This is a genomic window from Bariatricus sp. TF06-38A, assembly GCF_027690675.1.
Taxonomy (GTDB): domain Bacteria; phylum Bacillota; class Clostridia; order Lachnospirales; family Lachnospiraceae; genus Allocoprococcus; species Allocoprococcus comes.
The window spans coordinates 31,965-53,289 of record NZ_JAQFCE010000003.1 but is presented as its reverse complement, the minus strand read 5'-3'; the positions used below and the strand labels follow the sequence as shown (position 1 = coordinate 53,289).

Below are 21,325 nucleotides of genomic sequence, written 5' to 3'. Positions count from 1 at the left end.
TATTTACAGAATCAAAATTGTCAGGAAAAGCCCTGCTGTAACACCCAGCAGATTGCAAAGCCTCCGTTTTTCCTGAATTTCTTTTAAAAGACCGCCTCTTTTTTCTTCCAGAAATTCTGCATACTGCAAGAAAATCTGCGTTTCCTGCTTCTTATCCAGGCTGCCAAGCTGCATCCCAAGCTCATGCAGACGTACCCTTTCCTCCCTGCCAAGGAGCAGACATTCAAGATCACTTTCGCAGCACCTCTCCCAGATTATTGCAAGACTTCTTGACGGCATCTCCAATTCTTTTGCCAGATGTTCCAACCAGATCCTGTAGTTCTGACTGCATCTTCGGGAAACAGAAGCGCATACCTGGGCGAGTGGTGCATAAGTATACTCCATTTCTCCCGCAAGCTGCCTTATCACTCTTTGCAGCTCTCCGGTATCCGTGATCTGCCTCTGATATTCCATTCCCCTGCTGTATCCATAGCCGGATGTCGCCGCCACAATTCCCAGGCATCCGACCATTTTCAGATACACAGTTTTTCTCCCCGTTCGTTATAAATCCCTTCAATTTCTCCTACATGTTTCCCGGATTTCATCACAACATATCTGGCAAAGCATCTTTCCTTTACCAGATTGCTGACCAGTGGCTTTTCACGGATCTCATCCATACCGGAACCATGCACCGTCGTCAGCATGGTTGCCCCACAGTGCATGGCGTACTCGATCGCCTCTACATCCTTCGCTGTCCCGATCTCATCTGCCGCGATCACCTCCGGCGCCATGGACCGCACCAGCATCATCATTCCTTCTGCTTTCGGGCAGTTGTCCAAAATATCTGTCCGCATCCCAAGCTGGTTCTGTGGCACGCCACGGTAGCATCCTCCAATCTCTGAACGTTCATCCACCACACCCACATTTCTTCCTTCCACCCAGCGGTTCCCATCCGAAATCTGCCGCACCAGATCCCGCAAAAGTGTAGTCTTTCCTCCACCTGGTGGGGAAATGATCATGGTATGGCAAAGTCTTCCTTTTTCAAGGATCACAGGAAACAGCTTATTCGCACAACCTGTAATCTCATGGCAGATTCGGATATTGATCGATGTAATATACTGAAAATTCCGGATCTGTTCCTTTTCCGAAATAATTTTCCCGGAAATTCCGACCCGATGCCCTCCTTCAATCGTCAGAAACCCCTGGCGCAGTTCATTTTCATAGGCATACAGGGAATAATTGGATACATATTCCATCGTTTCACGCAGTTCTTCTTTTGTCACCCGATGGGTAAAAAGTTCTTCCTTTCCCTCTTTTTTCACTGCAAGCGGCTGCTCTTCCCGAAGCCGGATTTCCTGGATCTTCTCAAAATCCAGTCCATGATTCAACAGGATCCCTCGGATTTTCTCCGGAAGCACCGCCAGAATTTGATCTTTCTTTTCTCTTCTCATCTTGTCCACCTCTCTTTAAAGAATGTATATGGAAGGCAGGAGAAAAATAGAACTAAAAAAGGACTCTACCGATACTGGTAAAGTCCTTCTGATTTTATAAAACTTTATTCTGCAACATCTTTGATGCTGAAGCTCAAACGTCCCATCTTGTCTTTTCCAAGGCAAACCACTTTGACGTGATCTCCGATAGAAAGAACATCTTCTACATGATCGATTCTCTGCTTAGCGATTTTGGAAATGTGTACCATTCCTTCTTTGCCCGGTGCAAATTCGATGAATGCGCCGAATTCTTTGATGCTTACAACATCACCTTCAAGAACCATTCCTGCCTCGAAGTCTGTTACGATGGTAGCGATCATCTTTCTTGCCTGTTCCATGCTGTCTGCATCTACGCCACAGATAGATACACTTCCTTCATCTGTGATATCAATCTTAACGCCTGTCTTTTCGATGATTGCGTTGATGGTCTTTCCTCTCTGACCTACAACTTCACCGATCTTAGCCGGATCAATATTCATCTGAATGATCTTCGGTGCATACTTGCCAACCTGTGCTCTTGGCTCAGCGATTGTCTTAGCCATAACTTCATCCAGAATGTAAACTCTTGCTTTTCTTGTACGTGCAATTGCTTCTTCGATGATCGGTCTTGTCAGTCCGTGGATCTTAATATCCATCTGGATCGCTGTGATACCTTTATGTGTACCTGCTACCTTGAAGTCCATATCTCCGAAGAAATCTTCCAGCCCCTGAATATCTGTAAGTACCAGATAATCATCGTCAGCAGCACCTGTTACAAGACCACATGAGATACCTGCAACTGCAGATTTGATTGGTACACCGGCTGCCATAAGTGACATAGAAGATGCACATACACTTGCCTGAGAAGTAGAACCGTTAGATTCAAATGTCTCAGATACGGTACGGATCGCATACGGGAATTCTTCCTCTGACGGAAGTACCGGTACCAGTGCTCTCTCAGCAAGGGCTCCATGTCCGATCTCACGACGTCCCGGTCCTCTGGAAGGTCTTGTCTCACCTACAGAGTATGACGGGAAGTTATAGTGATGCATATATCTCTTGGATGTCTCAGATTCATCCAGTCCGTCTACCTTCTGTGCTTCTGAAAGCGGAGCCAGTGTGGTGATGGTACAGATCTGTGTCTGTCCACGTGTAAACATAGCAGAACCATGTACTCTCGGGATCAGGTCAATTTCTGCGGCAAGTGGACGGATTTCTTCGATTGCACGACCGTCCGGACGCTTGTGGTCTTTGAGGATCATCTTGCGGACAACCTTCTTCTGGTACTGATATACAGCTTCACCAAGTTTGGCAAGCCATTCTTCGTTATCAGCAAAAGCTTCTTCCAGCTTTTCTGTGATCTTACGGATATTTTCTTCTCTTGTCTGCTTGTCATCTGTGAATACTGCAACTTCCATCTCTTCCGGTGTTACGATCTTCTGAATCGCTTCAAAGAGTTCTTCCGGTACTGCAAAGCTTACATAATCATGTTTTGGTTTTCCACATTCTGCAACGATCTGGTCGATGAATGCGATGACTTTCTGATTCACTTCATGCGCCGCGAAGATGGCTTCGAGCATCTTAGCTTCCGGTACTTCATTTGCTCCGGCTTCAATCATGATTACCTTTTCTCTTGTAGATGCAACAGTCAGTGCAAGGTCAGACTTTTCTTTCTGCTCTGCGGTTGGATTGAATACCAGTTCTCCGTCAACAAGTCCTACCTGGGTAGAAGCTGTCGGACCATCGAACGGGATATCAGAAATAGCAGTTGCAATCGCTGATCCAAGCATAGCAGTAAGCTCCGGTGAGCAGTCCTGTTCAACAGAGAGAACCAAGTTCTCCAAAGTTACATCATTTCTGTAATCCTTCGGGAAAAGCGGTCTCATCGGACGGTCGATCACACGGCAGGTAAGAACAGCATTTTCTGATGCCTTTCCTTCTCTCTTGTTAAATCCTCCCGGGATCTTTCCTACTGCATAAAGCTTCTCATTGTATTCAACGCTGAGCGGGAAGAAGTCAATTCCTTCTCTTGGTTTGTCGGATGCAGTTGCTGTTGAAAGCACAACTGTATCACCATAATGCATAAGTACTGCGCCGTTCGCCTGTTTGGCAACTCTTCCAACATCTACGCGGAGTGTACGGCCTGCAAGTTCCATTTCAAACTTTTTGTACATAAATGTTCTCCTTTTTTATCTGTTTATCTGACGGGTAAAATCTCCGAAACTACTGAAAAATACACTTCTCAAAATATACTTTTCAGTGGTCTCGGACGCAATCTCTACCCACAATCTTTTGTATTATATCATATCCTTACATCTCTTGCAAGATTCTATATAACTAACTTTAAAATGTGGCAAAACACGGTTATTGGTCACTCCCATGTCAATCACTATGCTGATTGGCATGGATGATGCATGTTGTACCGGTTCGGCTCATTGTTTGCGTAAACAAACAGGGAGCGAAGACATCCAGCTGATGCCTTTCGCTCCCTGTAAAATACGTCTTACTTTCTTAAACCTAATCTTTCGATCAGTGAACGATATCTTTCAATGTCATTCTTCTTAAGGTATGCAAGAAGTCCTCTTCTCTGTCCAACCATCTTAAGAAGTCCTCTTCTTGAGTGGTGATCCTTCGGATTAGCTTTGAAGTGATCTGTAAGATCATTGATTCTTGCTGTAAGAAGAGCTACCTGTACTTCCGGAGATCCTGTATCTCCTTCTGTTCTTCCGTATTCTTTGATAATCTGTTCTTTCATTTCTTTTGTGATCATTTGTCACTACCTCCTAAATATACTGTTAATTGCCTGATATTAAGCAGTGGTTGGAGATTCCATCTGCCGAACATCGGTTTTTCATACTTGCCTAGTGTACCATATGCCCCGAATCCTGTCAAGAAGGATTTTATCTTTCCCGCATCTGGCAGGTTTTCATATTCCTGTTCACAGGCTGCCTGTAAATAACCGCATTTCCAGAGCTTTTTCACCGGCTCTGTTATTTCTTATGATGATAACGGAAAAATTCTTTTGCGTAAGCAATATCCTGATCGATCTGTGCCTTCATCATTTCTACCGATTCAAACTTCTGCTCCGGTCTCTTAAAATGATAAAGCTGGATCTCTACCTCTTTTCCGTAGGCATCACCACTGTAATCCAGTAGATTGCTCTCGATCAGCATCCGGTTCTCATCGGATACCGTTGGCTTAAACCCGACATTACCGATTCCGTTGTACCAGATTCCATCAATCCTCACACTATCCAGATAAACTCCGTTCGGTGGAAGAAGTTTATCCCTTGACGGATGTACATTAAGTGTCGGAAATCCCAGTTTTCTGCCCAGCTGCCTGCCATGCTCTACTTTTCCCCGTACAGTATATGCATACCCCAGCATATCATTCACAGCTTCCATATTTCCCTTCCGAAGCTCTTCCCTGACATAGCTGCTGCTGATCTCCCGTTTTCCGTACATCTCTTTTTCAATCACAAAAAGTTCATATCCATACACATCGGCATATTCTGCAAGCATTTTTGCATCACCACGCTTGTCATGCCCAAAGTGGAAATCCGTTCCGATCACAATATACCGGGCATGAATTTTCTCAATCAGGATCTTCCGGATGAAATCCTCTGCCGACATACTTGTAACATCTTCGGAAAACGGGCATTCCAGCAGTACATCTACTTTCTCGTCCAGAAGACATCTGCGCTCCTCATTGGACATGATCCCTTCTCTTGATTTTCCAAGCTTTTCATAAAGCGGATTCATATCAAATGCAAACACAACAGAACGAACGCCTTTTTTCGCCTTCAGCTGACATACTTTTTTGATCAGCTTCTGATGTCCTCTGTGAACTCCATCAAATTTGCCGAGTGTGATTGCTGCCTCTCTGGAATCCTGATAGGCTTCCAGCCCTCTGATATAGTCCATGTTCTTTCCTCTTTAATTACTTTTTTTCATTTCCATCAAAAAACATTTTTACAATCTTGAAGAGATCGTCTTTCCTGCAGTAACAGTAAATCGCAATAAACTGATGCGATTCATCGTACACGCGGACTCTCTCATCGTTCTCATACTCCTTTAATGCTGTTTCCTGTGAAATATCTCTTTTTCTGAAACTATTCCCGTTCCGTACTGCCGCGGCCGTTTTTGGTGGCAGTACGACCTGTGCATACGTTGGAAACATTTCATCTATCGCGATAATCTTCTCCTCCAGAATCCCTTCTTTCTGAAGCTGTGCAATTTCACCGAGCCGGATACTGTCTTCAAGTCCAAACCGCTCTACACGTGTTCTCAAAAGCTCTTTCATGCATCCGCCACAGCCAAGCTTCTGACCGATATCATGACACAGTGTACGGATATACGTTCCCTTTGAACAGGTCACTTCCAGTTTTACCTCCGGAAGATTGATCTCCAGGATCCGGATCTCATGAATCGTGATTCTTCGTGCTTTCCGCTCTACTTCTTTGCCCTCTCTGGCAAGCTCATAAAGCTTTTTCCCGTTAACTTTGAGTGCCGAATACATCGGCGGAATCTGATCGTATTCTCCCTCAAAGCTGCGGATCACATTTTCCACTTTTTCATTGGTCAGATCTTCTGTGCTATGTTTTTCCAGAACCTGACCGGAAGTATCCTGTGTATCCGTCACCTGACCGAGAAGAAGAACCGCCTGATAGGTTTTATCTTTATCTGTCAGCAGGTCACAAAGCTTTGTTGCTTTCCCAAAGCAGACCGGAAGTACTCCTTCGGCATCCGGATCAAGGGTTCCGGTATGCCCAATCTTTTTCTGCTTTACGATCCCACGCAGCTTTGCAACCACATCATGGGACGTATAGCCTTTTTCTTTATATACATTCAGCACGCCATGTATCATTCCGCTTCGCTCCCACTGTTAAACTGAAGTTCCAGTCTTCTTGCCAGATTGTTGATGATATCATGTGGTGTGGCAGTCATGGAGAATCCGGCTGCCCTTGCGTGTCCGCCGCCGCCAAAATAGCTTGCAACTACACTTACATCTATCTTTTCACTGGATCGCAGACTTACCTTAAAGGTTCCATGTTCAAGCTCATACATAAAAATTGCAACATCGATACCTTTTGTGAGTTTCAGCTGGCTTACGATTCCATCCAGATGTTTCGCTTTTACCTGGTAGAAATCCATCTCTTCTTTTGTAACGTAAGATACAATACATCTTCCGTCCATAAAAAGAAAGCTTTCCAACAATGCACGCCCCAGAATCTGGTTCTGTGCATAGGTCTTTTCATCAAAAGTCTCTGTAATTATTTTTGTAAAATCGATCCCTTTTTCCATCAGTGCTGCTGCTGCGCGCATGGTCGACGGATGGGTACAGGAATAACGGAACACACCGGTATCATGCACCATTCCTGTGTAAAGGCACTCGGCAGTCTCCACAGACATCTTCCCATAATCCAGCAGATTGTAGATCAGCTCACTTGTCGAGCTTGCATCTGGCATGATATAGTTCTGATCTGCAAAACTCTGGTTGCTCACATGATGATCTACACAGAATCTTACTGCCGCTTTTTTGAAAAGGACTGCCGAAAATCCAAGTCTTCCCATATCCCCGCAATCCAGTGCAATAAACAGATCATAGGTTTTTTCTTCCGTCACTTCATGCCGGATCTTATCTGTATTTTTCATGAACTTCAGTGTATTCGGAAGCTCTTCCAGATAAACATCGATCTCTTTTTCAGGAAAATTCTCTCTGACATAGTTATACAATCCCATGCAGGAACCTGCACAGTCCCCATCCGGGCGGACATGTCCGCCAAGTGCGATCGTCCCGGCTTTAGAAATTGCATCTAATAACATACTAATCATCCTCTTCCCGTAAATCTCTTGTTACATCATCAATTTTCTTTGACATCCGGACACCATATTCAATGGACTGATCCAGTACGAACTTGATCTCCGGTGTGTTACGCATATTCAGTGTATGAGCAAGTTCGCGGCGGATATAGCCTTCTGCGCTCTGTAATCCCTTCAGGGTATCAGCCTGGGCTTTTTCATCGCCCAGGACACTGATATATGCTTTGCAGGTTTTAAGATCCGGAGCAACCTCTACCGCTACAACCGAAGTCATCGGTGCAACACGCGGATCCTTGATCCCTCCACGCAGAATAGTACTCAGTTCACGCTGCACCTCTGCGTTTACTCTTGTATTCTTAATGCTGTTTTTTCTCATTTTCTACCCTTCTTTATCTAGGAACTTCCACCATCTTGAATGCTTCTACCTGGTCTCCTTCTTTGACATCGTTGAAACGTTCAAATACGAAACCACATTCATATCCGGCTTTAACTTCCTTCACATCATCTTTGAAACGCTTTAATGAAGCAAGCTTTCCATCATAGATCACAACGCCGTCACGAACGATTCTTGCCTGGCAGTCACGTTCAAATGTACCGTCAAGGACATAAGATCCTGCAATTGTTCCGACTCCGGAAGCCTTGAATGTCTGACGTACTTCGGCATGGCCAAGTACCTTTTCTTCAAATACAGGCTCAAGCATACCCTTCATGGCTGATTCAACGTCTTCGATTGCATTGTAGATGACACGGTACAGTCTCACATCAACGCCTTCACGTTCTGCCGTTTCCTTTGCAGTTGCGTCCGGACGTACATTGAATCCGATAATGATCGCATTGGATGCTGCTGCAAGCGTAACGTCAGATTCATTGATCGCACCAACACCACCATGGATGATCTTGACAACGACTTCTTCATTGGAAAGTTTGACAAGGCTCTGCTTGATCGCTTCTACAGATCCCTGTACGTCTGCTTTTACAACGATTCCAAGTTCTTTTAAGTTGCCTTCCTGGATCTGGTTGAACAGATCATCCAGAGACATCTTGGACTTGGTTTCTTCCAGTTTCTTGATCTTGTTCTGACTGATGAATGTCTCTGCAAAGCTTCTTGCATCTTTATCATTCTTGCAGCCAACAAATACTTCACCTGCATTCGGCACATCATTAAGACCGAGGATCTCAACCGGCATAGAAGGACCTGCTTCTTTTACACGGCGCCCCTGGTCATCCATCATGGCACGTACTTTACCATATGCAGAACCTGCTGCGATCGGATCTCCGACACGGAGTGTACCCTTCTGTACAAGAACGGTTGCAACCGGTCCTTTTCCTTTGTCAAGCTCAGCCTCAATTACAAGACCTCTTGCGCGGCGGTTCGGATTTGCTTTCAGTTCCATCACTTCTGCGGTAAGAAGAACCATTTCCAGAAGCTCTTTGATTCCTTCTCCTGTATGAGCAGATACCGGTACACAGATGGTGCTTCCGCCCCAGTCTTCCGGAATCAGTTCATATTCGGTCAGTTCCTGTTTTACACGGTCGATATTGGCACTTGGCTTGTCAATCTTGTTGATCGCAACTACGATCTCGATCCCTGCTGCCTTTGCATGGTTGATCGCTTCTACAGTCTGCGGCATGACACCGTCATCTGCTGCAACAACCAAGATTGCAATATCGGTAGAATTTGCACCACGCATACGCATTGCGGTAAATGCTTCATGTCCCGGTGTATCGAGGAAGGTGATTTTCTCACCGTTGATTTCCACAACTGAAGCACCGATATGCTGTGTGATTCCACCTGCTTCTCCTGCGATGACATGAGTATCACGGATCTTGTCAAGAAGAGAGGTTTTACCGTGGTCAACGTGTCCCATAACGCAGACTACCGGCGGACGTTTCTTCATTTTCTTTTCGTCTTCTTCGTCTTCTTTCAGAAGTTCTTCGATCACATCGACTACTTCTTCTTTTTCACAGAGCACATCGAATTCCAGAGCGATTTCTTCAGCTGTCTCGTAATCAATTTCCTGGTTGACTGTTACAATCTTGCCCTGCATGAAGAGTTTCTTAACGATTACAGATGGCTGGATCTTCATTGCATCTGCAAGTTCCTGGATTGTAAGTACTTCCGGAATTGTAATCTGCTTGATCTGCTCCTCCACAACCTCTTTCTTCGGCTGTGGTTTTACCATTTTCGGCTGAGCGTTATTGTTTTTGCCCTTTTTGCCTTTCTGCAGTCTGTCTTCGTTCTCTTCATTTCTGTTATATTCTTTCTTCTTGTGCGCATCTTTTGGTTTGTTGCGGCTTGGTTTCTGTTCTGCGATTGCAGGTGCCGGAATAGACGGGCTGGATTTTCTTCTGTCGTCACGGCGTCCGCCATCACGCATCTCTCTTCCGTCTCTGTTATCACGGTTATCTCGATTATCTCTTCTGTCTCCGCGGTTCTGGAATCCGCCATCTCTTCTTCCATCACCCGGGCGTCCCTGTCTCTGATCCTGACCGTTTCTTGGTCCGTTTGGATTTCTGCGCTGTCTGTTATCACGATTTTCTCCCTGCGGACGATCCTGTCTGTTTCCGTTCTGCGGGCGTCCCTGGCCATTTCCATTACCCTGCGGGCGTTCCTGTCTGTTTCCGTTCTGCGGACGTCCCTGGCCATTTCCCTGAGGGCGTCCCTGGCTGTTACCATTCTGTGAACGTTCCTGTCTGTTTCCATTGCCCTGTGAGCGTCCCTGACCATTTCCATTGCCTTGCGGGCGCTGTCCGTTTCGACTGCCCTGCGGGCGTCCCTGACCATTACGACCTCTTCCGCCGCCCTGTGAGTTCTGCGGTCTGAAAACCTGAACGATATTTTTCTTCTTCGGGGTATCTTCAGAAGTTTTTTCACTTTTTACTGCATCAATCTGTTCATCTGAAAGTGTACTCATATGACTTGCCACCTCAATTCCTTTATCTTTTAATATAGAGAGTATTTCTTTGTTTGTCTTATTCATCTGTTCTGCCAGTTCATATACTCTTAATTTTGCCATAAATCTACCTCCTGTATACAGTTCCTATTATCCTTCTTCCATATCCAGATGTTTTCTGATTCCTTTTGCAAACCCTGCATCTGTTACTGCAAGCGAAGCGCGGAACTCTTTTCCCATCGCATGGCCCAGGGTATCTTTATCTTCAAAAAAGTATATTGGCACTTTATAAAAATCACACATGTTCTGAAATTTCTTTTTTGTATTGTCCGATGCGTCGTCTGCCACAATCACCAGATGCGCGCGTCCTTCCTTGACTTCTTTTTCTGTCATGAATTCCCCGCTCTTTGTCTTGCCGGCTTTGGTCGCCAGACTGATCATCGATAATGCTCTATTTATGTTCAAGCTGCTCCAGCTCCTTTTCCAGATTTTCGTATATCTCTTTTGGTATCGCCTGTTTGAAAGAACGTTCCAGTCCTTTATTCTTTATTGCTTCCTGCAAACATTTTCCGGAAAAGCACAGATATGCCCCGCGCCCGTTCTTACGTCCGGTTGCGTCCAGAATGAATTCGCCTTCTGCTGTTTTCAGAACACGCAGCATTTCTTTTTTATTCTTCATTTCCTGACATCCCACGCATTTACGCATCGGGATCTTTTTGGTCGTACTCAAATAATCACCTCTGTCTATTCTTCATACAGATCAAGATCATCTGCTACTTCTTCCTCTGATTCTTCATCAGCAGAATATTCTTTGTCTGAATACTCTTCCTCCTGATAATCATCTTCATAATTCTCAGCCATATTCATATAATCTGCCGGAAGTTCGCCAGACTCGATCGCCTGTGTTTCGTTCTTGATATCGATCTTATATCCGGTCAGTCTTGCTGCAAGACGTGCATTCTGACCTTCTTTACCGATTGCAAGTGAAAGCTGGTAATCCGGTACAATTACACTTGCTGTTCTCTCATCCGGATCAGCCATTACAGAAATAACCTTCGCCGGGCTGAGTGCATTCTCGATCAGGATTGCCGGGTTATCACTCCAGTTGATGATATCAATCTTTTCACCGCGGAGTTCATTTACAACGGCTCCGACTCTGGCACCGTTCATACCAACGCATGCTCCAACCGGATCTACATCCGGGTCGTTAGACCATACTGCGATCTTGGTACGGGAACCTGCTTCTCTTGCGATGCTCTTGATCTCTACAATACCATCACGCACCTCGGTTACTTCCGCCTCAAAAAGACGCTTAACCAGTTCCGGATGTGTTCTTGATACAAGGATCTTTGGTCCTTTTGTCGTGTTCTTCACCTCTACAACGTAAAGTTTGATACGCTCTGTCGGCTCGAATTTCTCACCTTTTACCTGTTCATTCTCAGTAAGGATCGCATCTGCTTTTCCAAGGTTTACACTGACATTCTTGCCAATATATCTCTGAACCACACCTGTCACGATATCTTTTTCTTTTTCAAAGTACTGATCATATACAACTTTTCTTTCTTCTTCACGGATCTTCTGAAGAATCAGGTTCTTTGCATTCTGTGTTGCGATACGTCCGAAGGATTTGGACTCAACCGGGATCTGTACGATGTCACCGATCTCATAAGAAGGATCGATCATCTTCGCATCTGCAAGACTGATCTGTTCTACTTTGTCCTCTACTTCTTCTACAACGGTCTTCTCCTGGATCAGAGTGTAATCGCATGTCTCCTTATCCATAATTACTTTGATATTGTCTGCTTTTCCGAAATGATTCTTACATGCATTGATCAGTGAATTCTCAATGGCATCCATCAGAGTATCTCTGCTGATATCTTTTTCCTCTTCAAGAATTGTAAGTGCTTCTAATAATTCGGTATTCATTTCCTTCTTCCTCCTGTCACTAGAAATCGAACGCCAGACGGATCAGTGCGATGTCTGCTTTATCAAATGTCATCGTCTCGCCGTCTTCATATTCAATGGTAACTGTATCTTTATCATAATCTTTTAAGATTCCAATAAACTCTTTCTGTCTGTCGATTGCCCGGTAAGTACGAACCTCTACTTCTTCTCCCAGGCTTCTTGCAAAGTCTTTTTCTTTCTTCAGCGGTCTGCCAAGTCCCGGCGAACTCACTTCCAGAATATACGCTTCATCGATAAAATCCTTCTCATCCAGAATGTCTGAAAGTTCCCGGCTTACAACCTCACAGTCATCGACCATAATTCCTCCCGGCTTATCAATATAAGCACGCAGGTACCAGTTTCCGCCCTCTTTTACATATTCTACATCCCAGAGATCAAATCCATGCTTTTCCACGATTGGGTTCAGAATCTCTTCTGTTTTCTGTTCATATACTTCTTTTTTTGACAATCTGCAACTTCCTTTCTTAATCAGGCTCCAAAAATCTGTCCGATTTTGGTTGTATGACTGGCAAAAAGAAGAGTGAACTTTCGTCCACTCTTCTGCCAGATTTCTTATGTAACTGCATACAGTATAGCACTACTTTTCCTGAAATGCAAGGGTTTTTAAAATATATGCCTGATTCTCTTTGTAAAGACGCTTTCCGTCGTTCTCTTTCAGCCATTTTACAACCTGGATATCTGCTGCCCAGTCATCTGCCCAGACTTCATCACCTTCGCCACGCGCCGCCGCTTTTTCTACGATGTATCCCGCCGGGTCTTCCGTAAGATCTTTCAGTACTTCATATGCTTTTTCGTTCTTATCATCCAGATCCTGTATCAAAACAACGGTTTCTGTATCCGGTGTCTTTCCATCGAGTGCCTGCAGCTGTTCATTATATTTTTCCAGATTCTCCAGGCTGTCCTTCGCATCCTCCAGACATTCTGTCAGGATTTCGATCTCCGTTTTTCCAGTACCACCCTTTGCAACCGGGCGGATGGATATTTCTGAATCAGCAGTCGTCTTTTTCAGCTCTGCCCGAATCCTCTCCTCATCGTGATCCATTCTTCCGATATCATATCCAAAGTAAAAACCACCAATTCCAATCACAGCAAGAAGAACGATTGCAAAAATTCTTTTTCCGGATTTTTTCTTTTTCATCTTCCGTCCTCCTTACCCTAATATCGTACCTGCTATAATTCCAAGGATCATTCCGCCGATCCCGGTTCCCGCAAGCGCCGCAAGATATAAGAGTACCTTCACCGCTTTGGATTTCTCCTTTTTTACCTTTGGAAGTGCCGGACCAGGCTCCGGTGTTCGCCTCTCCTGCGTCTGTTCCGGTGTCTCCTGCCGCGGCATTCTTTCGATTTCTTCTTGTGTCGGATAGGCAAACGGCATCACATCTGCTTCAAGAGCTGAAAATAATTTTCCATCAATCCACTGAAAATACTGCCAGATCGCCGCATCAAACATCCGGTGGGTGTCCAGAAAATGATACCAGGATTCCACAAAGGTTTTTGTTCGGAAATATTCTCTATACGCCGGTTCCTCCAGAATATCCTTCCAGTGATACAACTTATTCCGTTCCTTTTCATTCAAATACAGACTGATGCACTGCTCCATGATTTTCCGGACCTCACGGTCATCCGCGCCTTGTCGCTCAGAAGCATCCGCCATATTCTGGAACTGACGGGTCCAGTCACTTTCCCACGCTTCTGAGTCGTCCTTCGGTTGCTCAGGAGGTTCTACTGACTGTGTAGCACTCTCCTCTGACTTCTCATCTTTCTCCCGAGAATTTTCCATGCGATCTTCTCCGGATTCTTCTTCCATCCGCCGCGGCTCTTCCGGCAAGTGCTGCCGCCGACGGTGTTAAATATTCTCCCAGATTATTTGGAATCAACGTGCATTTATCATCCTGCCACACGCTTACCAGACTGTTTGTTGTTCCAAGATCAATTCCTACCGTTGCCATACGATCGACCTACTTTCTCATTCGTGTTCCTGTTCCATCTCTTTTCGCCCGTTTCAAGCGGTTCAGTGTCACTTCTTTTTCATGGAAGATCACCTTGCTCTCCGTTCCTTCTTCAAACAGATATACCTCTTCCACGCTGTCATTTTTCTGTAATTTCATACCGCGCACACCAACTGCACCCTTTTTCTTCTCCGAAACTTCTTCCGCCGGGAAACGGAGCACAAATCCATTCTCCGTCATCAGAACTACATCCTGCGCATCCCGAATCGGCCGGATACTTACCAGTGCATCTTCATCCTGCAGCTTCGTTGCCGCGATTGTCCGCTTAGTTACCTGGAATTCACTTCCTGCCACCTTTTTGATCATTCCCTGCTTCGTGACAAACAGAAATTTTGAGAAAAAGAGTTCTCTGTCATCACATAGATATACGATTTCTTCTTTTGTACTGTCAAAATTACTTACATTGTCGATTGGAAATCCTTTGTCCCTGAATTTTCCATAAGGGAGATCCATCACTTTGATCTGATGCATCTTGCCATCCGATGTAAAAAGACACAACTTGCCAGTATTCATACAGCGCAGAATATACTTATTCTCCTTATCTGCCGCTTCCCGGTTACGTTCATAGACGGATCCATCCACCGTCTTTGCATAACCAAATCGATCCATCAGAAGGACAACCTCTTGCTCCTGTACTTTATTTTCCTCAAACACAGCTTCTTCTGCATTCTCGATCTTCGTTTTACGCTTCACGGCATATTCTTTTTTCAGCGCATCCAAATCATCAATGATCACCTGCGCCATAGAATCATAATTATTCAGAATATCCTCATATTTTGCAATATTTGCAAGCGTTGTCTCATGCTCCTTCATCAGCGCCTCGATTTCCAGACCGATCAGCTTGTACAGACGCATCTCCAGAATTGCCTGTGCCTGCCGGTCAGTAAACCGGAGCATGGATGCCATCTTCTCAGATCTTTTCGACTTAAACTTGATCTTCTCCGTCGTACCTGTTGTCAGACATTCTTTTGCATCCCTGATGGACGAGCTTCCACGCAGGATCTCAATGATCAGGTCGATCACGTCACACGCCTTGATCAGACCCTCCTGGATTTCTTTTTTATCCTGCTCTTTTTTCAGCAGCGTCTTGTATTTTCTGGTTGCAAGTTCAAACTGGAAATCTACATGATGTTCGATGATACGTTTGAGTCCCAGTACTTCCGGTCTGCCATCAGCTACCGCAAGCATATTGACACCAAAGGTATCCTCCAGTCTGGTCTTTTTATAAAGCATGTTGATCAGATTGTCCACATCTGCATCACGCTTCACTTCAATTACAATACGGATTCCTTCCTTGGAAGACTGATTGGAAATATCTACGATGTCACTGGTCTTCTTTGTCTCCACCAGATTGCAGACATCGTTCAGAAATTTACCGATTCCGGCTCCGATCATGGTGTACGGGATTTCGGAAATGACGATCTTCTTCCGTCCGCCTTTTATCTCTTCCACATCTACTTTTCCACGAATCTTGATCTTTCCGGTTCCAGTCTCATAAATTTCTGCCAGATCATCTTTATTGACGACAATCCCGCCTGTCGGGAAATCCGGTCCTTTGATGTACTTCATCAGCTGTTTTGTCGTGATGTCATTGTTCTTCATGTATGCCTTAACCGCATCCACAATCTCACCCAGGTTATGTGTCGGAATACTGGTTGCCATACCAACTGCGATTCCTTCCGCACCGTTCAGCAGAAGGTTCGGAATTCTTACCGGAAGAACTGCCGGCTCTTTTTCTGTCTCATCAAAATTCGGTACAAAATCAATAATATCTTTGTCCAGATCGGCAAGATATGCCTCCTGTGTGATTTTCGCCAGTCTTGCTTCAGTATAACGCATGGCTGCAGCCCCGTCTCCTTCAATGGAGCCGAAGTTTCCATGACCATCTACCAGGATCATTCCTTTTTTGAATTCCTGTGCCATAACAACCAACGCTTCATAGATCGAGCTGTCTCCATGTGGATGATATTTACCCATGGTATCCCCGACAATACGCGCACATTTACGGTATGGTCTGTCATAACGGATTCCCAGCTCATACATGTCATAGAGTGTTCTTCTCTGTACCGGTTTCAAACCATCCCTGACATCCGGGAGGGCTCTGGAAATGATAACACTCATGGCATAGTCAATATATGATTTTTTCATCAGCTCCGAATATTCCGTCCGGATGATCTGTGACTCTTCCATTTTCTCTTACCTCTTCTAGTTTATGTTTTCTGATACACAGACTTTCCCCTTTTGAAAATCCATGCCTTTCCGATCTGTTTTTAAATATCCAGTTCTGCCTCTGTCGCATTTTCATAAATAAATGCGCGGCGCGGCGGAACTTCTGTTCCCATCAGCATCTCTGTTACACCGGATGCCATACGTGCATCCTCGATCTCGATCCGTTTCATCATTCGAGTTTCCGGGTTGAGGGTTGTCTCCCAGAGCTGCTCTGCATCCATTTCACCCAGACCTTTGTATCGCTGCAGGGTAAAGTCGGAATGTGTCTTTCTATATCTCTCCAGTGCCTTATCATCGTAAAGGTACTCTTCTTCTCCCTTTTTCGGCATTGCCTTATAAAGCGGCGGCATTGCCACGTAGACATGACCTTCGTATATCAGTTCCGGCATAAACCGGTAGAATAAGGTCAGCAACAGCGTGGAAATATGCGCTCCATCCACATCCGCATCCGCCATGATGATAATCTTGTCATACCGCAGCTTTGTGATATCAAAGTCATTACCGTATCCCTCTGAAAATCCACATCCGAATGCATTGATCATGGTCTTGATCTCGGCATTTGCCAGAACCTTATCGATGCTTGCTTTTTCCACGTTCAGGATCTTTCCACGGATCGGCAGGATTGCCTGATACATTCTGTCGCGGGCAGTCTTTGCGCTTCCTCCCGCAGAATCTCCCTCAACGATGAAGATTTCACATTTGGATGCATCCCTGCTCTCACAGTTAGCAAGCTTACCGTTACTGTCAAAAGAATATTTCTGCCTGGTCAGAAGATTCGTCTTTGCTTTTTCCTCAGTCTTACGGATCTTTGCTGCTTTTTCCGCACAGGAAAGAACCTTTTTCAGTGTCTCCAGATTCCGGTCAAAGAAACGCGGGATCTCATCACTGGTCACCTTTCCGGTCGCTTTTGCCGCATCCTGGTTGTCCAGCTTTGTCTTGGTCTGTCCCTCAAATCTCGGATCCGGGTGCTTGATCGATACGATCGCCGTCATTCCGTTCCGTACATCCGCACCGGTAAAGTTGGCATCCTTATCCTTTAACACACCAATTTCACGGGCATACTGGTTCATGATCGTCGTAAATGTCGTCTTGAACCCGGTCAGATGGGTTCCCCCTTCCGCATTATAAATATTGTTGCAGAAACCTAGTACATTTTCATGAAATTCATTCACATACTGGAATGCAACTTCCACTTCGATACCTTCTGCTTCTCCTTTATAGTAAACCGGATCGTGGATCACTTCTTTTTTGGAATTCAGATCCTTGATAAATCCAATGATCCCATCTGGTTCATGATACTCGATCCTCTCTTCCTGTGTCTTTCTTTTATCTGTAAATATAATCGTCAGTTCCGGATTCAGGTAGGCTGTCTCATGCAGTCGGCTCTTGATCTCTTCCTCTTTAAATCTCGTCTTCTCGAAAATTGTCGGATCTGGAAGAAAATTGACACAGGTTCCGGTCTTTTTGGTCTTTCCGATCACCGGAAGAAGCCCATCCTCCAGTTCTACCACCGGAATTCCTCTCTCATAACGGTCGTGGTGAACCGCACCGTCACGGCTGATCTTTACATCCATATAAGTAGATAGTGCATTAACAACCGAAGAACCTACTCCGTGCAGACCGCCACTTGTCTTGTATGCCGAATCATCGAACTTACCTCCCGCATGTAGGGTGGTATATACGATTCTGGCCGCCGATACTCCTTTTGCATGCATACCTACCGGCACACCGCGTCCATTATCTGTTACCGTTGCAGAACCGTCCTTTTCCAGTGTCACCTCTATCTGTGAACAAAATCCTGCCAGATGCTCATCTACCGCATTATCTACAATTTCGTACACCAGGTGGTTAAGCCCCTTGGTACTGACGCTTCCAATATACATTCCCGGTCTTTTCCGGACGGCTTCAAGTCCTTCCAGAATGGTAATACTCTCCGCGTCATATGTAGTCTTTTTTGCCATTTTCTTTCTCTCCTCTTATGATCTATCCTAAAATATCCAGGTAAAATCCTGCAGCAGCAGCCTCCTTACAATTTCCCGGATTCCCTGATCTGTTTCTTCAATTCAGTAAGAAAAATTCTATCTCAATTTCAATCCTCTTGTCAAGCCAAATTGACCCTCCCTACCATTATAACATATTTTATATCATTAAACTTCTGTAGTTTCCATTCTGTCATAAGAATACTCCCTCTATCGTCCGGTCAGCACACTATTTAAAAGGTCTGCCAGCACCTCCATGGCATTTCGCATTTCCTCTACCGTGTTGGTCTGCGCGCCCGCCTCAATAAGAAGCATCCGCGGCATCAGATCCATATTGTATTTATAGCCGCGAAGATAGTTTCTCCTTGCAAATCCCGGATATTTTGTTTCTGCCGCAATCTTCATCTGCAGGGAAAATGCAAGATTATCCTGCAAATATGGATTGGCCATTCCGACAAGGTCTCCGTTTACCCGTGTCCGGCTCAGTCCGTTAAAAAACATGATCTGTGCCGTCGGTTTCCCATTTATCTCTGTCACCAGATGCGTAGTATCCGCCACTCCGTCTCTATGCAGATCGATCACCACTTCGATACTCGGATTTTCCGCAAGGATCTGTTCCACCTCAGGTTTGGCAAATTCATAGGCCTCGCTCCGGTCCAGTTTCCCATTGATCAGATCATATACACCCTCATGATGCATGGTCGGAATCTTGTATTTGTTATTTAAAATCTCCGTCAGATAACGCCCGATCCCTACAATTGAGGTGGACGGATCATTGTCCGAATCTGCGAATGTCTCCTGGGAATGGGTGTGATAGATCAGGATTTTCGAACCGCCCGTACTCAGATCGATCCTCAAATCCTTTCCAAGCAGCTCCGAAGCGTTCAATTCCGAAGGATTGATATAAGTCACGCTGTCCACCGTATAAAAATTGCTCACAAGATATTCAAAATCATTTAGCCGCTCCATCGAAAGATCCATCGTCGGTACGGACGCCTGCCTTGTCTCTTCACTTTTGTCTTTCCCGATAAGCTGTCCATTTTCATCCACCGAATTCTCTTCTTCTGCCTGCTTTTTTGCAAGAATCGCATAGGTAGCCTCATCTTCTGTCAGAAGCTCTGCCGCCTCCCGTTCAGTCACATAATTGCCAAGAGGAATCAGAGCAGATGCCATGTGGACAACAGCCTCCGTCACCCGGATTTCCCCTTGTTTTTTTTCCGTATATGTAACTCCCGGCATATAAAGTCGCTCCGCATTCTCCTGAACACTCTGGATCATCCTGATCTTCCAGGACTTCGGGATCAGTGAACCGCTGCTTTTTGCTTCCAGTCCCCAGATTCCCAAAATCATAATGGCAAGAAGCACACAAATTCTCTGTTCTTTTTTCATCTGCGCGCCTCCCTGCCAGTTTCTGAAGATCGCTGTAGCAAAACCATATCTTTCCAGACTGGATCCTGCCCCTGACCTTTTGTGTCATATTGACATAATATATGCAGCTCACTGCCTGATTATGTCGCTGAAGCTGCAAAAAGCATATTCAGTGCCTCCGAAATCGTATAACTGATTCGCCTGACGGTCTCATCAATATCTTTTGGTGTTACAAACATTCCATTTAAATGTGGCGCGATCAGTTCTTTGATCAGCTCATATTTTTCTGCCGGACTGTATCCTTTAATCACACTTGCCATGCCTTTTAAAGATTCAGATACTTCCACTGCACTGAGCAGATTATCCATCGTATCGCCTACAATGGTTGCCGCATCCACTACAGTCGGCACACCGATTGCAATCACCGGGATCCCGACTGTCTTTTCCGTGATTGCATTTCGGTGATTTCCCACCCCGGATCCCGGATTGATTCCCGTATCCGCAATCTGGATCGTCCGGTTCAGCCTTTTTGAATTTCTCGCTGCCAATGCATCGATCACCAGAAGGATATCCGGTTTTGTCTCTGCCACCACCCCCCGGATCACCTCCACAGTCTCCATTCCGGTCTGCCCCATAACCCCCGGTACGATCGCGCTGACTGACCAGACCTCATCTTCCCCTGTTGCATACTTTCCGTACTCCTCAATGATATGCCTTGTGATATGCAGGTTGTCTACCACATAAGGACCAAGTGCATCCGGTGTCACCTGCCGGTTGCCAAGACCGACCACCAAGATCTTTTCCATCTTTCTTTTAGGAAGCAGTTCTCCAATGAATTTCCGGAGCTGCTGTGAAATTTCTTCATGATATCCTTCATCGGGAACTGCCATTTCCGGTGCCTCGATCGTGATATAGCTGCCAACCGGTTTCCCCATCACTTTTGCTCCGTTTTCGGTCTCAATCCTCACGGTCGTGATGCGGATCTCATTTTCCTCATCATACTCTTCCGTCAAGATCACACCCTGAACCTCAACATGGTCAGATTCAAACCGTTCCTTCTCTTCCAGCGCCAGATCCGTCCTGATATTATACTTTTCAACCATAGTCCTCTCCCATTTCTGTATTTTCTGTCTTATTCACTTAGTTTTTCGCAAAAAATTGGAATTATGTATTGACAAGCAATCTTTCTTCGCCTAAAATAAATAAGTGTGTTCGACGGATGTTCCGTGTCACTTTTCGTCGAATTCAATATTATGATTATATAATTTATGAAATGATAATTTGGAGGTGTCGGAAATGGCTAATATTAAATCCGCAAAAAAGAGAATTTTAGTAACTGAGACAAAGACAGCTAGAAATAAAGCAATCAAATCTAAAGTGAAAACTTATGTAAAGAAAGTTGAAACTGCTGTTGAAAAGAAAGACGTTGAAGCTGCAAAGGTTGCATTAAAAGAAGCAATCTCTGTAATCAACAAAGCAGGAAGCAAGGGTGTTTACCACAAAAATACTTGCGCAAGAAAGATTTCTCGTTTAACAAAAGCTGTTAACGAAATTGCTTAATTCCGGTTTCGAGATAAATAATGAATGATAAAAAGGCAGCCATCCCGTCAG

The 21,325-nt window shown here is 45.0% G+C and carries 21 protein-coding genes; 1 reads left to right on the top strand and 20 read right to left on the bottom strand.

The annotated features are described in order from the left end of the window. Positions 1-3: 3 nt before the first annotated feature. From PG418_RS04060 to gpr, 20 genes are all read right to left on the bottom strand, one after another. Entirely contained in the window at positions 4-522 is a 519-nt protein-coding gene (locus PG418_RS04060; RefSeq protein ID WP_022220255.1) for a stage III sporulation protein AB, read from the bottom strand. Continuing rightward, positions 513-1,430 (bottom strand): stage III sporulation protein AA, encoded by a 918-nt coding sequence (gene spoIIIAA, locus PG418_RS04055; protein WP_008369292.1) that lies wholly within the window; start codon positions 1,428-1,430, stop codon positions 513-515. Before spoIIIAA ends, PG418_RS04060 begins: the two co-directional genes overlap by 10 nt. Positions 1,431-1,534: 104 nt before the next feature. Then, positions 1,535-3,622 (bottom strand): polyribonucleotide nucleotidyltransferase, encoded by a 2,088-nt coding sequence (locus PG418_RS04050; protein WP_498837094.1) that lies wholly within the window; start codon positions 3,620-3,622, stop codon positions 1,535-1,537. A gap of 329 nt (positions 3,623-3,951) precedes the next feature. Continuing rightward, positions 3,952-4,218 carry a 30S ribosomal protein S15 gene (gene rpsO / locus PG418_RS04045; protein WP_008369295.1) on the bottom strand — a complete coding sequence of 89 codons (267 nt, stop codon included), beginning with the start codon at positions 4,216-4,218 and terminating at the stop codon, positions 3,952-3,954. A gap of 220 nt (positions 4,219-4,438) precedes the next feature. Next, complete coding sequence (locus PG418_RS04040) at positions 4,439-5,371, bottom strand: bifunctional riboflavin kinase/FAD synthetase (RefSeq protein WP_008369299.1); 933 nt, start codon at positions 5,369-5,371, stop codon at positions 4,439-4,441. A gap of 16 nt (positions 5,372-5,387) precedes the next feature. Beyond that, positions 5,388-6,314, bottom strand: coding sequence for a tRNA pseudouridine(55) synthase TruB (gene truB, locus PG418_RS04035; protein ID WP_055155876.1), 927 nt, complete (start codon positions 6,312-6,314; stop codon positions 5,388-5,390). Continuing rightward, positions 6,311-7,273, bottom strand: coding sequence for a DHH family phosphoesterase (locus PG418_RS04030; RefSeq protein ID WP_055155875.1), 963 nt, complete (start codon positions 7,271-7,273; stop codon positions 6,311-6,313). Before PG418_RS04030 ends, truB begins: the two co-directional genes overlap by 4 nt. Position 7,274: 1 nt before the next feature. Next, positions 7,275-7,646, bottom strand: coding sequence for a 30S ribosome-binding factor RbfA (gene rbfA / locus PG418_RS04025; RefSeq protein WP_008369305.1), 372 nt, complete (start codon positions 7,644-7,646; stop codon positions 7,275-7,277). Positions 7,647-7,659: 13 nt separating this feature from the next. Further along, positions 7,660-10,287, bottom strand: a complete 2,628-nt coding sequence (infB, locus tag PG418_RS04020; RefSeq protein ID WP_498837093.1) for a translation initiation factor IF-2 — start codon at positions 10,285-10,287, stop codon at positions 7,660-7,662. Positions 10,288-10,314: 27 nt separating this feature from the next. Further along, positions 10,315-10,605, bottom strand: a complete 291-nt coding sequence (locus PG418_RS04015) for a L7Ae/L30e/S12e/Gadd45 family ribosomal protein (protein WP_118217726.1) — start codon at positions 10,603-10,605, stop codon at positions 10,315-10,317. A 10-nt stretch (positions 10,606-10,615) separates the two neighbouring features. After that, complete coding sequence (rnpM, locus tag PG418_RS04010; protein ID WP_334294126.1) at positions 10,616-10,870, bottom strand: RNase P modulator RnpM; 255 nt, start codon at positions 10,868-10,870, stop codon at positions 10,616-10,618. A 38-nt stretch (positions 10,871-10,908) separates the two neighbouring features. Next, on the bottom strand, positions 10,909-12,090 hold the full coding sequence (gene nusA, locus PG418_RS04005) for a transcription termination factor NusA (protein ID WP_195412942.1): 1,182 nt from the start codon (positions 12,088-12,090) through the stop codon (positions 10,909-10,911). Positions 12,091-12,109: 19 nt separating this feature from the next. Continuing rightward, positions 12,110-12,577 carry a ribosome maturation factor RimP gene (gene rimP / locus PG418_RS04000; protein WP_008369315.1) on the bottom strand — a complete coding sequence of 156 codons (468 nt, stop codon included), beginning with the start codon at positions 12,575-12,577 and terminating at the stop codon, positions 12,110-12,112. Between the two features lie 129 nt (positions 12,578-12,706). Further along, positions 12,707-13,267, bottom strand: coding sequence for a hypothetical protein (locus tag PG418_RS03995; RefSeq protein ID WP_498837092.1), 561 nt, complete (start codon positions 13,265-13,267; stop codon positions 12,707-12,709). Positions 13,268-13,279: 12 nt separating this feature from the next. Next, positions 13,280-13,909 carry a hypothetical protein gene (locus tag PG418_RS03990; protein WP_498837091.1) on the bottom strand — a complete coding sequence of 210 codons (630 nt, stop codon included), beginning with the start codon at positions 13,907-13,909 and terminating at the stop codon, positions 13,280-13,282. Continuing rightward, positions 13,884-14,078 carry an Hsp70 family protein gene (locus tag PG418_RS03985; RefSeq protein WP_173686261.1) on the bottom strand — a complete coding sequence of 65 codons (195 nt, stop codon included), beginning with the start codon at positions 14,076-14,078 and terminating at the stop codon, positions 13,884-13,886. Before PG418_RS03985 ends, PG418_RS03990 begins: the two co-directional genes overlap by 26 nt. Positions 14,079-14,087: 9 nt before the next feature. Further along, positions 14,088-16,328, bottom strand: a complete 2,241-nt coding sequence (locus PG418_RS03980) for a DNA gyrase/topoisomerase IV subunit A (protein ID WP_498837090.1) — start codon at positions 16,326-16,328, stop codon at positions 14,088-14,090. A gap of 80 nt (positions 16,329-16,408) precedes the next feature. Beyond that, positions 16,409-18,328, bottom strand: a complete 1,920-nt coding sequence (locus PG418_RS03975) for a DNA gyrase/topoisomerase IV subunit B (RefSeq protein WP_022220261.1) — start codon at positions 18,326-18,328, stop codon at positions 16,409-16,411. Between the two features lie 228 nt (positions 18,329-18,556). Beyond that, positions 18,557-19,735 carry a stage II sporulation protein P gene (locus PG418_RS03970; RefSeq protein ID WP_270205947.1) on the bottom strand — a complete coding sequence of 393 codons (1,179 nt, stop codon included), beginning with the start codon at positions 19,733-19,735 and terminating at the stop codon, positions 18,557-18,559. Positions 19,736-19,854: 119 nt separating this feature from the next. After that, complete coding sequence (gene gpr / locus PG418_RS03965) at positions 19,855-20,817, bottom strand: GPR endopeptidase (RefSeq protein WP_117823782.1); 963 nt, start codon at positions 20,815-20,817, stop codon at positions 19,855-19,857. A 193-nt stretch (positions 20,818-21,010) separates the two neighbouring features. On the opposite strand from gpr, the gene rpsT reads away from it, so the two are divergent. Beyond that, the gene (rpsT, locus tag PG418_RS03960; RefSeq protein WP_008369333.1) at positions 21,011-21,274 is read left to right on the top strand and encodes a 30S ribosomal protein S20; all 264 of its coding nucleotides are present in this window, start codon (positions 21,011-21,013) and stop codon (positions 21,272-21,274) included. Positions 21,275-21,325 lie beyond the last annotated feature (51 nt).

What these genes read in the sequence shown, in the direction of transcription:
- spoIIIAA (WP_008369292.1), bottom strand. Translation starts at nt 1,430, where the DNA reads ATGAGAAGAGAAAAGAAAGATCAAATTCTGGCGGTGCTTCCGGAGAAA.
- PG418_RS04050 (WP_498837094.1), bottom strand. Translation starts at nt 3,622, where the DNA reads ATGTACAAAAAGTTTGAAATGGAACTTGCAGGCCGTACACTCCGCGTA.
- rpsO (WP_008369295.1), bottom strand. Translation starts at nt 4,218, where the DNA reads ATGATCACAAAAGAAATGAAAGAACAGATTATCAAAGAATACGGAAGA.
- PG418_RS04040 (WP_008369299.1), bottom strand. Translation starts at nt 5,371, where the DNA reads ATGGACTATATCAGAGGGCTGGAAGCCTATCAGGATTCCAGAGAGGCA.
- truB (WP_055155876.1), bottom strand. Translation starts at nt 6,314, where the DNA reads ATGATACATGGCGTGCTGAATGTATATAAAGAAAAAGGCTATACGTCC.
- PG418_RS04030 (WP_055155875.1), bottom strand. Translation starts at nt 7,273, where the DNA reads ATGTTATTAGATGCAATTTCTAAAGCCGGGACGATCGCACTTGGCGGA.
- rbfA (WP_008369305.1), bottom strand. Translation starts at nt 7,646, where the DNA reads ATGAGAAAAAACAGCATTAAGAATACAAGAGTAAACGCAGAGGTGCAG.
- infB (WP_498837093.1), bottom strand. Translation starts at nt 10,287, where the DNA reads ATGGCAAAATTAAGAGTATATGAACTGGCAGAACAGATGAATAAGACA.
- PG418_RS04015 (WP_118217726.1), bottom strand. Translation starts at nt 10,605, where the DNA reads ATGATCAGTCTGGCGACCAAAGCCGGCAAGACAAAGAGCGGGGAATTC.
- rnpM (WP_334294126.1), bottom strand. Translation starts at nt 10,870, where the DNA reads ATGCGTAAATGCGTGGGATGTCAGGAAATGAAGAATAAAAAAGAAATG.
- nusA (WP_195412942.1), bottom strand. Translation starts at nt 12,090, where the DNA reads ATGAATACCGAATTATTAGAAGCACTTACAATTCTTGAAGAGGAAAAA.
- PG418_RS03995 (WP_498837092.1), bottom strand. Translation starts at nt 13,267, where the DNA reads ATGAAAAAGAAAAAATCCGGAAAAAGAATTTTTGCAATCGTTCTTCTT.
- PG418_RS03990 (WP_498837091.1), bottom strand. Translation starts at nt 13,909, where the DNA reads ATGGAAAATTCTCGGGAGAAAGATGAGAAGTCAGAGGAGAGTGCTACA.
- PG418_RS03985 (WP_173686261.1), bottom strand. Translation starts at nt 14,078, where the DNA reads ATGGCAACGGTAGGAATTGATCTTGGAACAACAAACAGTCTGGTAAGC.
- PG418_RS03980 (WP_498837090.1), bottom strand. Translation starts at nt 16,328, where the DNA reads ATGGAAGAGTCACAGATCATCCGGACGGAATATTCGGAGCTGATGAAA.
- PG418_RS03975 (WP_022220261.1), bottom strand. Translation starts at nt 18,328, where the DNA reads ATGGCAAAAAAGACTACATATGACGCGGAGAGTATTACCATTCTGGAA.
- PG418_RS03970 (WP_270205947.1), bottom strand. Translation starts at nt 19,735, where the DNA reads ATGAAAAAAGAACAGAGAATTTGTGTGCTTCTTGCCATTATGATTTTG.
- gpr (WP_117823782.1), bottom strand. Translation starts at nt 20,817, where the DNA reads ATGGTTGAAAAGTATAATATCAGGACGGATCTGGCGCTGGAAGAGAAG.
- rpsT (WP_008369333.1), top strand. Translation starts at nt 21,011, where the DNA reads ATGGCTAATATTAAATCCGCAAAAAAGAGAATTTTAGTAACTGAGACA.